The 13,730-nt window shown below is 60.9% G+C and carries 14 protein-coding genes; 5 read left to right on the top strand and 9 right to left on the bottom strand.

The window, feature by feature from the left end:
- Nucleotides 1-5: 5 nt before the first annotated feature.
- The 4 genes from PH558_RS16680 to PH558_RS16665 all read right to left on the bottom strand — a co-directional run bounded on the left by PH558_RS16680 (nt 6) and on the right by PH558_RS16665 (nt 6,766).
- Nucleotides 6-389, bottom strand: a complete 384-nt coding sequence (locus tag PH558_RS16680; protein WP_037153079.1) for a RidA family protein — start codon at nt 387-389, stop codon at nt 6-8.
- Between the two features lie 10 nt (nt 390-399).
- Nucleotides 400-2,007, bottom strand: a complete 1,608-nt coding sequence (locus PH558_RS16675) for a carboxyl transferase domain-containing protein (protein WP_285205596.1) — start codon at nt 2,005-2,007, stop codon at nt 400-402.
- Between the two features lie 35 nt (nt 2,008-2,042).
- On the bottom strand, nt 2,043-3,206 hold the full coding sequence (locus PH558_RS16670; RefSeq protein WP_285205595.1) for an isovaleryl-CoA dehydrogenase: 1,164 nt from the start codon (nt 3,204-3,206) through the stop codon (nt 2,043-2,045).
- 86 nt (nt 3,207-3,292) lie between these two features.
- Complete coding sequence (locus tag PH558_RS16665; RefSeq protein WP_285205594.1) at nt 3,293-6,766, bottom strand: indolepyruvate ferredoxin oxidoreductase family protein; 3,474 nt, start codon at nt 6,764-6,766, stop codon at nt 3,293-3,295.
- 304 nt (nt 6,767-7,070) lie between these two features.
- On the opposite strand from PH558_RS16665, the gene PH558_RS16660 reads away from it, so the two are divergent.
- The gene (locus tag PH558_RS16660; protein ID WP_285205593.1) at nt 7,071-7,730 is read left to right on the top strand and encodes a glutathione S-transferase family protein; all 660 of its coding nucleotides are present in this window, start codon (nt 7,071-7,073) and stop codon (nt 7,728-7,730) included.
- Nucleotides 7,731-7,732: 2 nt separating this feature from the next.
- On the opposite strand, the gene PH558_RS16655 is transcribed toward PH558_RS16660, so the two are convergent.
- Nucleotides 7,733-8,629 carry a LysR substrate-binding domain-containing protein gene (locus PH558_RS16655; RefSeq protein WP_285205592.1) on the bottom strand — a complete coding sequence of 299 codons (897 nt, stop codon included), beginning with the start codon at nt 8,627-8,629 and terminating at the stop codon, nt 7,733-7,735.
- A 149-nt stretch (nt 8,630-8,778) separates the two neighbouring features.
- Between PH558_RS16655 and PH558_RS16650 the strand changes: the two genes are divergently transcribed.
- The gene (locus PH558_RS16650; protein ID WP_113232334.1) at nt 8,779-8,964 is read left to right on the top strand and encodes a hypothetical protein; all 186 of its coding nucleotides are present in this window, start codon (nt 8,779-8,781) and stop codon (nt 8,962-8,964) included.
- A 26-nt stretch (nt 8,965-8,990) separates the two neighbouring features.
- Nucleotides 8,991-9,347, top strand: a complete 357-nt coding sequence (locus tag PH558_RS16645; protein WP_285205591.1) for an MmcQ/YjbR family DNA-binding protein — start codon at nt 8,991-8,993, stop codon at nt 9,345-9,347.
- A gap of 4 nt (nt 9,348-9,351) precedes the next feature.
- Here the strand turns inward: PH558_RS16645 and PH558_RS16640 are convergent, their stop codons facing one another.
- Together PH558_RS16640 and PH558_RS16635 are read right to left on the bottom strand one after the other, a co-directional pair.
- Complete coding sequence (locus tag PH558_RS16640) at nt 9,352-9,972, bottom strand: glutathione S-transferase family protein (RefSeq protein ID WP_285205589.1); 621 nt, start codon at nt 9,970-9,972, stop codon at nt 9,352-9,354.
- Nucleotides 9,973-10,125: 153 nt separating this feature from the next.
- Nucleotides 10,126-10,482 carry a DUF4406 domain-containing protein gene (locus PH558_RS16635; protein ID WP_095434224.1) on the bottom strand — a complete coding sequence of 119 codons (357 nt, stop codon included), beginning with the start codon at nt 10,480-10,482 and terminating at the stop codon, nt 10,126-10,128.
- A 126-nt stretch (nt 10,483-10,608) separates the two neighbouring features.
- Here PH558_RS16635 and PH558_RS16630 point away from each other — a divergent pair, with 126 nt between their 5' ends.
- Together PH558_RS16630 and PH558_RS16625 are read left to right on the top strand one after the other, a co-directional pair.
- A complete protein-coding gene (locus PH558_RS16630) occupies nt 10,609-11,364 on the top strand; it encodes a DeoR/GlpR family DNA-binding transcription regulator (protein ID WP_285205588.1) in 756 nt (251 codons plus the stop codon).
- Nucleotides 11,365-11,444: 80 nt separating this feature from the next.
- Complete coding sequence (locus PH558_RS16625; protein ID WP_095434223.1) at nt 11,445-11,933, top strand: DUF2127 domain-containing protein; 489 nt, start codon at nt 11,445-11,447, stop codon at nt 11,931-11,933.
- 13 nt (nt 11,934-11,946) lie between these two features.
- On the opposite strand, the gene PH558_RS16620 is transcribed toward PH558_RS16625, so the two are convergent.
- On the bottom strand, nt 11,947-12,954 hold the full coding sequence (locus PH558_RS16620) for an asparaginase (RefSeq protein ID WP_285205587.1): 1,008 nt from the start codon (nt 12,952-12,954) through the stop codon (nt 11,947-11,949).
- 100 nt (nt 12,955-13,054) lie between these two features.
- A complete protein-coding gene (locus PH558_RS16615) occupies nt 13,055-13,681 on the bottom strand; it encodes a helix-turn-helix transcriptional regulator (protein WP_285205586.1) in 627 nt (208 codons plus the stop codon).
- Nucleotides 13,682-13,730 lie beyond the last annotated feature (49 nt).

Here is a 13,730-nt window from a genome sequence, read left to right as displayed (position 1 = left end):
AGACCCTATTGCGCGGCAATGACTTCGACTTCGAGCAGCCAGGCGGTATCGAAAATGCCTGCTATCACGACAGTCATGGCCGGCGTGAGCGGTCCCAAATATTCGGCGCGAATCTCGCGGTTCTCCATCGTGTGGTGCCGATCCGCGAGAAAGGTGGTGACCTTGACGATATCATCCTTGGTCATGCCCGCCGCTTTTAGCTGGGCATCGACATTCAGCCAGGCTTGGCGAGCCTGCGCCTTGAACCCCTCGGGAAGCGTATCGTCCGACGTCATCGGGATCTGGCCGCTGACGAACAGCAATCGTTCGAAATTCTCGAGCTTTACGGCCTGGGCATAACCGCCGCGCGGCTGCGGCGCATTCTTGGCATTGATGGCATCGCGTTTCATCTCCGTCTCCTCACATCCTGAACAGACCGAAGCGTGTGTCTTCGATCGGTGCGTTGAGTGCTGCTGAAAGCGACAGAGCCAGCACGTCGCGGCTCTTGCGCGGATCGATGATGCCATCGTCCCAGAGGCGGGCCGAGGCATAGAGCGGGTGGCTCTGGGCTTCGAACATCTTGAGCGTCGGCGCCTTGAAGGCGGCCTCTTCTTCCGGTGTCCAAGGCTTGCCGGCACGCGCCAGCGCCTCGCCGCGCACGGTGGCGAGTACGCCGGCCGCCTGCTCTCCACCCATGACCGATATGCGGCTGTTGGGCCAGGTCCAGAGGAAACGCGGCGAATAGGCCCGGCCGGCCATGCCGTAATTGCCGGCGCCGAAGGAGCCGCCGATCAGCATGGTGATCTTCGGGACCTTGGTCGTAGCCACAGCCGTCACCAGCTTGGCGCCATTCTTCGCGATCCCTTCCGTCTCATATTTGCGGCCGACCATGAAGCCGGTGATGTTCTGCAGGAAGACCAGCGGGATCTTGCGCTGCGAGCAAAGCTCGACGAAATGCGCCCCTTTCAGCGCCGACTCCGAGAAGAGAACGCCGTTGTTGGCGATGATGCCGACTGGGATACCGTGGATATGGGCAAAGCCGCAGACCAGCGTAGTGCCGTAACGCGCCTTGAACTCATCCAGCCGGGAGCCGTCCACCATGCGGGCGATAATCTCGCGTACGTCATAGGGCGTGCGCAGATCCGAGGGGACGATGCCGAGGATCTCTTCCGGGTCGTAGAGCGGCGCTTCCGGCGTGCGAAGCTCGACACTCTCGGGTTTGCGGCGATTGAGATTGGCGACCGCCTGCCGGGCAAGCGCAAGCGCATGGGCATCGTCGCGTGCCAGATGATCGGCAACACCGGAGAGGCGCGTATGCACATCGCCGCCACCAAGATCTTCAGCCGAAACCACCTCCCCCGTCGCGGCCTTGACGAGCGGCGGACCGGCAAGAAAGATCGTTCCCTGCTTTTCGACGATGATGGTTTCGTCCGACATGGCGGGTACATAGGCCCCACCTGCGGTGCAAGACCCCATGACGACGGCGATCTGCGGAATGCCGGCCGCCGACATATTGGCCTGATTGTAGAAGATGCGGCCGAAATGATCGCGGTCGGGAAACACCTCGTCCTGGTTCGGCAGATTGGCGCCGCCGGAATCGACGAGGTAGATGCAGGGGAGATTGTTTTCCGCGGCAATTTCCTGCGCACGCAGATGCTTCTTCACCGTGATCGGATAGTAGGTGCCGCCTTTGACCGTGGCGTCGTTGCAAACGATCATGCAGTCGCGGCCGGAAACGCGTCCGATGCCGGCGATCAGGCCGGCTCCCGGCGCGTCGCCGTTGTAGAGACCGTGCGCGGCGGTCGTGCCGATTTCCAGAAGCGGCGTGGCGGGATCGATCAGCCCGGCGACACGATCGCGCGGCAGCATCTTGCCGCGGCTGACATGGCGCTCACGCGCCTGCGCGCCGCCGCCTTCCGCCGCCTGCGACGCCGCAGCCTCGGCGACGCCGATCGCCTCCAGCAACGCGGCGCGATTATCGCGAAAGCGGTCCGAATGCGTCGATATCTCTGATTTCAGGACGGTCATGCGCTTCACCGGTTAATGGGAATGGAATTTCGCAGTCAGGCCGTTTCGCCGAACAGCTCGCGACCGATCAGCATGCGCCGGATTTCAGATGTGCCGGCGCCGATCTCGTAGAGCTTGGCGTCGCGCAGCAGCCGGCCGGCAGGATAATCATTGGTGTAGCCGTTGCCGCCGAGCGCCTGGATGCATTCGAGCGCCAGTGCCGTTGCCTTCTCGGCGGAATAGAGAATGCAGCCGGCCGCATCCTTGCGCGTCGTCTCGCCGCGATCGCAGGCGGCGGCCACCGCATAGACATAGGCACGCGCCGCATTCATGGTGACATACATGTCGGCCAGCTTGCCTTGCATCAGCTGAAACTCGCCGATGGACTGGCCGAACTGCTTGCGCTCATGCATGTAAGGCAGCACCACATCCATGCAGGCCGCCATGATGCCGACGGGGCCGCCGGAAAGGACCACGCGCTCATAATCGAGACCCGACATCAGCACGCGTACGCCGCCATCGACGTGACCGAGAACATTCTCCTCCGGAACCTCGCAATCGAGGAAAATCAGCTCCGAGGTGTTCGAGCCGCGCATACCGAGCTTGTCGAGCTTCTGGCCGACGGAGAAGCCGGGAAAGCCTTTTTCGAGGAGGAAGGCGGTAATTCCGCGCGGACCGGCATCCGGAGAGGTCTTGGCGTAGACGACGAGGACATCGGCATCCGGACCGTTGGTGATCCACATCTTGCTGCCGTTCAGCACGTAGCGATGGCCGCGCTTTTCGGCATGCAGCTTCATGGAGACGACATCCGAACCTGCACCCGGCTCCGACATGGCGAGAGCGCCCACATGCTCACCGGAAATGAGCTTCGGCAGGTAGCGCTCCTTTTGTGCCGTCGTGCCGTTGCGGTAGATCTGGTTAACGCAGAGATTGGAATGGGCGCCGTAGCTCAGGCCGATGGAAGCTGAAGCACGGCTGATCTCTTCCATGGCAACCGTGTGGGCGAGATAGCCGAGGCCGGCGCCGCCATAGGCTTCATCGACCGTGATCCCGAGTACGCCGAGATCGCCCATCTCCCGCCACAGATGCATGGGGAAGCTGTTGTTGCGATCGATCTCGTCTGCAAAGGGTGCAATGCGATTGCTGGCAAAGCGGCGCACCTGCTCGCGCAGCGCATCGATGTCCTCGCCCAGCGCGAAGTTCAATCCCCCAGAAAACATCCGGCTTCTCCTCCCGACCTTCCCGAACGTCCAATCTCCTTGAACGTATGTCTTGTTATGCCTGCTTCAAGTTTCCATCGCCGGCGTCATGCGGCGTCTGCGGGTACATGCTGCGCCTCCCGCGGCATTTCATAGGCTTTCAGTCTGTCCGCCATCCTCATCATGATCTTCCGGCGAGCCTCCTCCTTGACCGGGCCGAAGCCTCTTATCTCATCAAACAGCGAGAGAATGGCAAGGGCTTCTGCCTCGTTGTCGTGGCGCAGACCGGAAAGCACACGCCCGGCAATCTCTTCGTATTCGGCAATCAGGCGGCGTTCCATTTGCCGCTCCGCCATATAGCCGAAGGGATCGAAAGCGGTGCCACGCAGCCGCTTCATTGGTGCAAGCATCCGCAGCAGCGGCAGGATCCAGGCGCCGAACTCGCGCTTCCTTGGTCGGCCGTTCGGATCCCTGCCGCCGAGGATGGGTGGGGCAAGATTGAGGGCCAGCTTGAAATCTCCCTCCATCTCCTCACGCAATTGCGCTTCGAAAGCAGGATCGGTGAGCAGCCGGGCGACCTCATATTCATCCTTGTAGGCCAGGACCCGCGCATAAGTGACGGCGACGGCAAAGGGCACCTTGTCCGAAAGCCGCTCTTTTGCGGCAAGCGCATTGGCGTGGGCGACGAAGGCGGCATAGCGTTCGGCAAGCGCTGCATTCTGATAGGCCGTCAGATGCGCCTTGCGGTGCTCGATGAGTTCAGTGAGGCTCATCTCCGCCAGCGTCTTTCCCGTCTCGGGTTTGGCCATCACGGCACGCACGGCCTGCGGATCATGCGCCAGAAGCCGGCCCCAATGAAACGCGGAAAGGCTCGGCTTGACGGCGACGCCGTTAAGTTCGATCGCCTTTTCGATTGCTTCCAGCGACAGCGGCAGCAGGCCGCACTGCCAGGCAAAGCCGGTCAGCAGGATATTGGTCGAGATCGCATCGCCGGTGACCTCGGTCGCGACATGACCGAAATCGAGGAAGACGGATTTGTCGCTGACGGTCTTGGCGATCGTGTGCTGGATCGATCCGGTCTTGAAATCGAAATCGCGGTTGCGGACAAAATCGGCAACCGGCATCAACCCGGTGTTGACGATGGCGGTCGTCCGCGCCGACGAGCAGAGCGTGATCGCATCTTTGGATGCGCCCACGACCTCATCCGCAGCAAACAGCAAATCAGCGCCGCCATTGACGATGCGCGAGGATGTGACGTCGGCCTGGTCGAGACCAATGCGCAGATGGCTCATGACGGCGCCACCCTTCTGAGCAAGGCCGGCCATGTCGAGGATCATCGGCACCTTGCCATCCAGATGCGCAGCCATGCCGAGGATGGCGCCGATGGTCAGGATGCCGGTGCCGCCGACGCCGGCAATGGCGATGTTCCAGGGCCGATCGACAATGACCGGAATCTCCGGCATCGGCACGGCAATATCCGCATGGTCCAGTGCCTTCCGCTTGCGGCGGTTGCCGCCATGAACGGTCACGAAGGATGGGCAGAAACCCTTGACGCAGGAAAAGTCCTTGTTGCAGCTCGATTGGTTGATCTGGCGCTTGCGGCCAAACTCAGTCTCCAGCGGCTCGATGGAAATGCAGTTGGATTGCACCGAGCAATCGCCGCAGCCCTCGCAGACAGCCTTGTTGATGAAGACTCGCTTGGCCGAATCCTCCATCAGGCCGCGGCTGCGGCGACGGCGCTTCTCGGCCGCACAGGTCTGGACATAGACGATCGCCGAACAGCCTTCGGTTTCGCACAGCGTCAGCATCACCTGATCGATGTGGTCGCGATGCAGAACCTTGACACCAGGCGCCAGTTCGGATGCGCGATAGGCATCCGGATTGTCGGAGAGCAGATAGATCGGCCGGACACCCTCGTCATGCAACTGCTTGGTCACTAGTTGCGGCGTCAGATGGCCGTCGATCTGCTGCCCGCCGGTCATCGCTACCGCATCGTTGTAGAGCAGCTTGTAGGTGACGTTGACCTTGGCGGCGACGGACTGGCGGACGGCGAGAATGCCGGAGTGGAAATAGGTGCCGTCACCGAGATTGACGAACATATGCTTTTCGTCGGTGTAGCGGGCGATCGCCGTCCACGGCACGCCTTCACCGCCCATCTGGGTGAAGGTCTCGGTGTTGCGGTCCATCCAGGTGGCCATGTAATGGCAGCCGATGCCGGCGATGGCGCGGCTGCCTTCGGGGACGCGGGTGGATGTATTGTGCGGACAGCCCGAGCAGAAGAACGGGGTGCGGTTCAGCGGCGCCACATGGCTGCGGCTGATCTGGCCGCGCTCGGCAAGATAGGCAAGCTTGGCGGCAATGTGATCATGCAGGCCCTGATCGAGATCGAGCTTGACGATACGCCCGGCGATGGCTCTCGCAACCGCGCCGACGGTCAGCGCCGAAGATAGGCTGAGATAGGGTTTGTCATGCTCGTCGAACTTGCCGACGATGCGCGGGCGCACATCGGCACGCCAGTTGAAGAGCTGCTGCTTGATCTGGTTTTCGATGATCTCGCGCCGCTCCTCGACGACAAGAACTTCGTCCAGCCCTTCGGAGAAATGGCGCACGGCCTCCGGCTCCAACGGCCAAGGCATACGCACCTTCAAGATACGCAGGCCGATAACAGCCATTTCCCGCGGGCCGATCTCCAGCTCGCGCAGCGCCTCCAGCACATCCTCGTAGGCCTTGCCGGAGGAGATGATGCCGAAGCGGGCATTGGGAACATCATGCGTGATTTCATTGACGCGGTTGGCGCGGGCGAAAGCGATGGCCGCATAGGCCTTGTAATTCTGCAGGCGATCATCCTGCATCAGCGGCGGATCGGGCCAGCGCAGATTGAGGCCGCCGGGAGGCAGTTCGAAATCCGTCGGCAAGACGAATTGCCGCTTTTCTCCCGATAAATCGACCGCCGCCGTCGTCTCGACCGTATCGGCGATGAACTTCATCCCCACCCAGCAGCCGGAGTAACGCGACATGGCGACGCCGAGCAGGCCATATTCGAGGAATTCGTGGATCGACGAGGGATAGATGACCGGCATGACCGCCGAGATGAATTCATGGTCGGTCTGGTGCGGAATGGTCGAGGATTTGGCGGAATGATCGTCGCCGGCAAAACAGAGAACGCCGCCATGCCTGGAGGTGCCGGCGGCATTGCCGTGCTTCAGCACGTCACCGGAACGGTCAACGCCGGGACCTTTGCCGTACCAGATGCCGAGTACGCCATCCTTGCGGGCACCGGGAGAAAGGCCGACCTGCTGCGAGCCCCACACGGCCGTAGCTGCAAGGTCTTCGTTGATGCCGGGCTGGAAGGTGATGTCATGCGCGTGGAGGTAAGTCTGGGCCTTCAGAAGCTGCTGGTCGTAGCCGCCGAGCGGCGAGCCGCGATAGCCTGAAATGAACGTTGCCGTATTGAGCCCGGCGGCGCGGTCACGCCGCATCTGGGTCATGGGCAGCCGTACCAGCGCCTGCAGGCCGGTCATGAAAACGCGGCCATCCTCAGCGGTATATTTGTCGTCTAGCGAAACGCTGGTCGCAAGCATCTGCTCTCCTCCCGAGATCGCAGTTACCGATTGCCCATGTGCATTTCACCGGATGTCTCCTACCGCATCCGACGAAAGCCGTAATCGAACGGTAACATGCAGCGACGCTAATTTCTGAACGAAGGCTAGGCTTCGGTAGCATGATTTGCAAAGATTTAGGTGGGCTGGCGGATATTTTTGTGCTTGCTCGGCGCTGGCCATCCGCCATCCATTACAAGCTTTCATAGCAGATATCAGCGGCGGGGTCTTTTACTCACCCAAGCCGCCCAATAAGGTCGCGCCGACTCGAATCTGGGAGACCCATATGCTGACGATCTACGGTGTCTATCGCTCGCGCGCCTCGCGCAATTACTGGATGGCCGAGGAGCTCGGCCTTGAGTTCAAATCCGTGCCCGTCATCCAGGCCAGCCGGCTTGCCAATCCGCTCGCTGCCGATGCGCCGATCAACACGATGTCGCCGGAGTTTCTGGCGGTCAATCCGATGGGCATGATCCCCTGCATCAAGGATGGCGATCTCGCAATGCACGAATCGCTTGCCATCAACCTCTATCTCGCACGCAAATATGGCGGTCCGCTGGCCGGCAAGTCGGTGGAGGAAGAAGGACTGATGTCTATGTGGACGATGTGGGCGGCGACGGAAGTCGAACCTTATAGCGTCGCGCTGGTTCGCATCTATGACAATTCCCAGGAAAGCAGCGACGCGGGCAAGGCCGGGATCGCAGTCGCCTGCCGCTCGCTGAAGAAACCGCTCGACGTGCTCGAAAAGCACCTGAAAAACCAGGACTATCTCGTCGGCAATCGTTTTACCGCCGCCGACCTCAACTTGGCCGAAGTGCTGCGCTATGCCCAGACCGAGCAGGACTTGTTCGACGCTCGGCCGAAGATGAAGGCCTGGATCGAGCGCTGCCAGTCACGCGACGCCTACAAGGCCATGCAGACGACCCGCGGCAAGGAGCCGGTCTGACATTATTGGAAGAGACGCATGCTCTCTTCCATTTCCTCACGGATCCAGGCCTTGAAGGCGGTAACCTTCTTCGGCTCCCGCACACCTTCGGCGGTGACGAAATAATGGCCGAAACCGGTTTTGGCGCGGATGCCGAAGGGATCGACGAGGCATTTCTGCTGGAGAGCATAAGCCGCCAGCGTCTGCCAGGCGAGCATCACCCCCTGCCCCGCTATGGCCGCATCCAGGCAGAGCGACGCATCGTTGAAGATGTGGCGCTCTTCCATGCAATGGCCCGAAAGCCCGGCCTCGCGCAGCCACACCTCCCAGCCGAACATCGCATGTCCGTCGATGACGGCGGGGACTTTCAGCATATCGGCAGGCTCCCGAAGCGTGGCGGCGATCTGTGGTGTGACGACCGGGAACACCTCCTGGGCCAGCAGCAGCTCGGCCTTGACGCCGGGCCATTGCCCGTTGCCGACCCGGATGCCGATATCGACATCCGATGTCGCCGGATTGATCAGCCGAGTGGTGGCATCGATGCGCAGGCGGATATCCGGGTGACGGCTGGCGAAGCGGTCGAGCCGGTACACGAGCCAGCGGGCCGCAAAGACCGGCGCGACCGAAATCGTAAGGATATTCTCATCCTCGTGCTGCGCAAGCGCGACTGCGGCCGTAAGCGCTTGGAAGCCCTCGTTAAGCCTCGTCAATATCGCCAGCCCCGATGCTGTCACCGTCATGCCCTTAGGGGTCCGCTCGAACAGCGGCCGACCGAGTTGCGCCTCGGCCTTGATGACCTGCTGGCTGACCGCGCCGACCGTCACGCCGAGTTCGTCGGCTGCCGCCTGCAGCGAACCGAGCCGCCCGACCGCCTCCAGGGCGCGTAAACCGTTCAGATGAACGTTGTTGAGGTTTCTCATTATAGAATATCTATATCAGCATCCCCGCATTCTCAATTGCATCGAGCGCATATTCGCGCGATTATGCACCATGAAATTGAAGACCGTCGCTGCTTGCCCAGTTGATGCTCTCATGGTTGCATCGATGCGAGCGTCCAAGGAGGCATACCATGTCGATCTTGAAGCTTTTCTTCAGTCATCTTCTCGAAGAGGATCGCAAACCGGACAGCGATCCGCTGCAGCATCCCATGCTTGCGGCCATGTCGCTGGAAGAATTGGCCGACCTGCCGCTGATGCCGGAAAATCTCGGGCGTCCGCTGGACAAGCGGTGCATTCAGCCGGAAGAATGCGCCTGAGAGAGACCTACTCCACGCGTGCAAACATGACATCGGCCATCGATATGGACGTTATCGCCGAACGATTGCAGCGGCTTATCGCGCAAGCCCGGCTGCCTGCGGTCGAACCTGGCCTGCATTATGGCCTGCCGGCCTTCAAAGTCGGCGGCAAGGCGTTCGTGACCGTCAAGAACAACGAGACTATCGTGCTGTCGCTGCCGATCGACCGCAAGGAGCAGCTGATGGAAATGGCGCCCGAGATCTATTTTCAGACGGATCACTATATCGGCTGGCCCTCCGTGCCGCTGCGCATCAACGCGATCGGCGACGAGGAACTGGAGCTGCGCTTGATCGAGGCGTGGCGATACCGCGCCCCGAAAAAACTTCTGGCAACATTCGGCTGATCGATCAGCCCTGTTCGATGGCAAGCGCCTTCTGGACAGCCGGGCGCTCGAGCATACGCTGATAATGCGCGCTGACCTTGGGGAACTGTTTGATATCGACATTATCTCCCGGCAGCCACGTCTCCATGGTGAAGAGATAGCCGTCGGCAACGGTATATTGCTCGCCCATCACCCAGGGACCCTTCAGCATCTTATCCTCGATCAAGGCGAAGCTTTCGGTCATGGTCTGCGGCACCTTGGCCTTCATCGTCTCGATGGCTGCCGCATCGTCGGTCCAGCGATAGCCGCGCATCTTATGGGAATGGTTCACATGAACGGTGGAGACGATGTAACTGTTGAAGGATTGCATCTGCGCGAATTCGAAGGGGTCATCCAGCGGTGCCAGCTTCGCGGCTGGTGCGATCTGGGCGATATAGGCCATGATCGCGATATTCTCGGTGAGGACGCCACGATCGGTCACCAGGGCCGGAACGCGACCTTTGGGATTGATGGCCAGATAATCCGGCTGGCGCTGATCGCCATTGGCGAGGTTGAGGCGTCGGGGCTCGTAGGCAAGGCCGGATTCTTCCAGGGCGATGAGACTGGCGAGCGCGCAGCTTCCGGGCGCATAATAGAATGTCAGCATGTTCCGTTCCTCGATTGAATTCTGCGAGGAAGCTAGAGGTAAGCGGGCCAATACGGAAGTGGCTGATGCTGATGGGCGCCACAAAAGGTTTTGATAGATCAAGCCGATATCCCCATCCCCATTGGCTAGCTCAATGGGGATGGGCGGTCGATCTCAGGCGCAGCCAGGCACGTCTTCCAGCCTGTACCAGACGGGAATGCCGCGCTCACGAGCGATGCGGACATCATTGTCGGCGCCCTTGGAGTCGCCGGGTAGTCTCAGCACGCCCTCGCAAAGCTGCAGCAGGCGGCCCGCTGTCGGATGGAAGATCTCTTCATAGAGATCATCACCTATGCTCTTGCCGCCAGCGGCGCGCCAGACCGGCAGCGCAACCCATTCGCCGATCATGGGCAGATGACCTGCCTTGAACAGGGCATAGGATGGCTCCTCCAGACGCTTCAGGTTCTCGGCCATTTTCTTCGGATCATCGCCGGTGCCGGAGCGATATGGGCCGGCAATCAGGATCAACATGTCATGTCTCCATTCTGAACACCTGCTTCCTGCAGGAATTTGCACGAATATGCGCATATTTTCTTGAAAGTCGAATCAATTCTGATAAATTCACGACTATTCGTGATATATCGTGCAGAGATCGACATGCTGACCAGCCAACGGAAAACCCTCATCCTCGACAGATTGCGCCGGGACGGCCAAGTGATCGCCAAGGCGCTGGCTGACGAACTCGATCTGTCCGAAGACACGATCCGCCGGGATCTGCGGGAGATGGCGGCAGAAAAATTGCTGAAGCGCGTGCATGGTGGCGCACTGCCGCTGTCACCGGAGCTGCCTGATTTTACTGCACGGCAGACGGTCTCCTCCGATGAGAAACGCCGGCTCGGTGCCTATGCGGCCAACATGATCCAACCGGGCCAGACGGTATTTCTCGACGGCGGCACCACCAATGCCGAGATCGCCCGCCAGCTTCCGAAAGACCTTCCCGTCACTATCGTCACGCACAGCCCGACGATCGCAGGCGAGCTGGAGCATCATGCCGCCGCCGAGGTGATCCTGATCGGCGGCAAGCTCTACAAGCATTCGATGGTGGTAACCGGTGCTGCAGCCATGGCGGCCATCGCCACCATAAGGGCCGACATTTTCTTTCTCGGCGTCACCGCCATACATCCCGCCCGCGGCTTTTCGACCGGCGATTTCGAGGAAGCGGCCATCAAGCGGCATATCGCGCAATGCTCGGCAGAAACCTATGTGCTGGCGACGGCCGAGAAGCTCGACGCGGCCTCACCATGCCAGATCCTTCCAATAACAGGTGTCTCTGGCGTGATCGTGCCCTCCGATATTCGGGAGGAGAGTTTGGCACCCTATCAGGATGCCGGTGTACCGATCTTCCTGGCCTGACCGACTGCCGGAGATCGGTATGTCTTGTCGTCGCCGCCGATCAAGACTACCTGAATAGGCCCCAGAGGTTACGATCGCCCATGAACGAACGACGCATTCATCAGCTCTTCGAAATCAGCGTCCTGTTGAAGGGCGCGCATGCCCTGATCGAATGCCTCGGCGGCCTTGTGCTCGCGCTCGTCAGCACCGAGTCGATCCTTCGGCTGGCTAACCGGATCACACAGCCCGAGCTACTCAACGACCCGCATGATTTCATCGCAACCCATCTGCTCACATGGGCACAGGATTTCTCGGTCGGCACCAAGAATTTCTATGCCTATTACCTCTTGAGCCATGGGCTGGTGAAGGTGCTGCTGGTCATCGGCCTGCTCAGGGGCAAGATGTGGGCCTATCCGGCCTCGCTCGTGGCCTTAGGCCTTTTCATCGTCTACCAGCTTTATCGCTTCACCGACACGCATGGCATCGGGCTCATCATCCTCACCATCTTCGACCTCGTGGTCATGGTTCTCATCTGGCAGGAATACAAGGTCGTCCGACACCATGTACCGGCTCAGAAAACGAGCGGCTGAAGCGATGAGTTACCTATGCAGTCAGAGCAGCCGTCGGCCTGATATCGCCGACATGGATGCCGTTCCAGTTCTTGAAGGATCGGCCGGCCATCGCCATCAGGCCGGCATGAACAGCGCCATCCTTCTCGAAGAAGCGAGCCAATGTTGCGGCCACCATGACCTCTGCCGCGCGAGTGGTGCCGTCGTCGCATTTGAGCGCAATGGCGATGCCCTGTTCGGGAATTGCAGCGCAGAACACGCCCTCGGCGCCGGTCTTGGCGAAAATGCGGCCAGGAGCGATCTGCATCAGCCTGGTGCAGGCACGGTCAGTGCCGGCAACATAGAAGGGTTCAGCCATGCAGGCCTCGAACAGCCGGCGTGACGCCTTGGCACGCAGCGGCTCCAGGCCGACACCGGTCGCCATCCTGGCAAAGCCATGCGCCAGTCCCTTGAGCGGCACGGCATAGGTCGGGATCGAGCAGCCATCCGTGCCGCAATTGTCGTGCGCCAGAACAGCGCCGGTCAGGCTCTGCATCGTCTCGCGGATCTGCTGCTGCAACGGATGGTCATAACCGACGTAGCCCTGGGGATCGATGCCCTGATGACAGCAGGCGCAGACGAAGCCGGCATGCTTGCCGGAGCAATTGTTGTGCAGCGCCGTCGGCTTCTCGATGGTGCGGGCCTGATGGATTGTTGTTTTCAGGTCAAAGGACCAGTGCGCGCCACATTCGAGCGTGCGGACATCGCGGCCGGCGCGGGCCAGCATCGAGGCGGCGAGGGCAACATGCTCGTCCTCGCCATTGTGGGAGGAGCAGGCGAGCGCCAACTCCTTGTGGCTGAAGCCATAAGCGTCGGCAGCACCACTTTCGACCAACGGCAGGGCCTGCATCGCCTTGCAGGCAGAGCGCGGAAAGACGCCGCTTTCGATATCGCCGACCGAGAAGACCAACTGGCCGTCGCCATCGACCGCAACGATGGAACCGCGATGGCGGCTCTCAACCAGATTGCCACGGGTGACTTCGACGCAGACGGGATTGGACATGAGGAGACGCGGCCTTTGATTTGCTAGACGGCCAGTGATAGCCGCTGCCCAGTGGATTGCCAATCGCCTATGCCGGCGGCCAGCATCAAAATGCGATCTCTCAGGCTGCGTCGCGGATCCTGTAAGCGCAACGTCGGGCACCGAGCAGGATATGCTCCTCCCGTTCGACGGCAGCGCCGAGCACCATGCGGAAAGTCTCCAGCTCCGATCGGCAGAAGCCGGCACAGGCAGATGCGGCAGCACAGATGGGGCAATGGTTCTCCACCAGCACCAGCGAGCCATCTTTGTCCTGCCAGTGATCGGCCATATAGCCTTCCCGCGTGCGGATTGCGGCGAGGTTTGCGACGCGCGACGGCAGATCGGCCGAAAGGTCGATCTCGCTCCGGTAACGTCGAAGCGTCTCCGTTTCGCGCGCCGAGATGACCGCATCGACGGCACCCTGGCCCAACTGGCTGGCCATGGTCGCAAGCAGAGTGGCAGTCAGATCGGCATGGCCATCGGGAAATTGCCTGTTGCCGGCCGCCGTCAGATGCCAGAACTGGCGCGGCCTGCCCCGGCCGGCGGCAGTTTCCGCCACCGGCTCGACCAACCCATCTTCAGCCATCTTCGTCAACTGCTGGCGTGCCGCCTCCGACGATATGCCGAGCGCATCGCCGACGGCTGCAGCCAGCTGCGGCCCGTCGGTTTTCAACAGGATCAGGATTCGATTGGCAGGTGACTGACGCATTTTTCCAAGTTTTATCTTGTTTTAATTCGGCGAGGATGTAATTTTCCAA

This window comes from Rhizobium pantanalense, assembly GCF_030182525.1.
Lineage (GTDB): Bacteria > Pseudomonadota > Alphaproteobacteria > Rhizobiales > Rhizobiaceae > Rhizobium.
Note: the sequence above shows the minus strand (reverse complement) of the source record. Positions and strands in the feature narration are given on the sequence as shown.

What these genes read in the sequence shown, in the direction of transcription:
- PH558_RS16680 (WP_037153079.1), bottom strand. Translation starts at nt 389, where the DNA reads ATGAAACGCGATGCCATCAATGCCAAGAATGCGCCGCAGCCGCGCGGC.
- PH558_RS16675 (WP_285205596.1), bottom strand. Translation starts at nt 2,007, where the DNA reads ATGACCGTCCTGAAATCAGAGATATCGACGCATTCGGACCGCTTTCGC.
- PH558_RS16670 (WP_285205595.1), bottom strand. Translation starts at nt 3,206, where the DNA reads ATGTTTTCTGGGGGATTGAACTTCGCGCTGGGCGAGGACATCGATGCG.
- PH558_RS16665 (WP_285205594.1), bottom strand. Translation starts at nt 6,766, where the DNA reads ATGCTTGCGACCAGCGTTTCGCTAGACGACAAATATACCGCTGAGGAT.
- PH558_RS16660 (WP_285205593.1), top strand. Translation starts at nt 7,071, where the DNA reads ATGCTGACGATCTACGGTGTCTATCGCTCGCGCGCCTCGCGCAATTAC.
- PH558_RS16655 (WP_285205592.1), bottom strand. Translation starts at nt 8,629, where the DNA reads ATGAGAAACCTCAACAACGTTCATCTGAACGGTTTACGCGCCCTGGAG.
- PH558_RS16650 (WP_113232334.1), top strand. Translation starts at nt 8,779, where the DNA reads ATGTCGATCTTGAAGCTTTTCTTCAGTCATCTTCTCGAAGAGGATCGC.
- PH558_RS16645 (WP_285205591.1), top strand. Translation starts at nt 8,991, where the DNA reads ATGACATCGGCCATCGATATGGACGTTATCGCCGAACGATTGCAGCGG.
- PH558_RS16640 (WP_285205589.1), bottom strand. Translation starts at nt 9,972, where the DNA reads ATGCTGACATTCTATTATGCGCCCGGAAGCTGCGCGCTCGCCAGTCTC.
- PH558_RS16635 (WP_095434224.1), bottom strand. Translation starts at nt 10,482, where the DNA reads ATGTTGATCCTGATTGCCGGCCCATATCGCTCCGGCACCGGCGATGAT.
- PH558_RS16630 (WP_285205588.1), top strand. Translation starts at nt 10,609, where the DNA reads ATGCTGACCAGCCAACGGAAAACCCTCATCCTCGACAGATTGCGCCGG.
- PH558_RS16625 (WP_095434223.1), top strand. Translation starts at nt 11,445, where the DNA reads ATGAACGAACGACGCATTCATCAGCTCTTCGAAATCAGCGTCCTGTTG.
- PH558_RS16620 (WP_285205587.1), bottom strand. Translation starts at nt 12,954, where the DNA reads ATGTCCAATCCCGTCTGCGTCGAAGTCACCCGTGGCAATCTGGTTGAG.
- PH558_RS16615 (WP_285205586.1), bottom strand. Translation starts at nt 13,681, where the DNA reads ATGCGTCAGTCACCTGCCAATCGAATCCTGATCCTGTTGAAAACCGAC.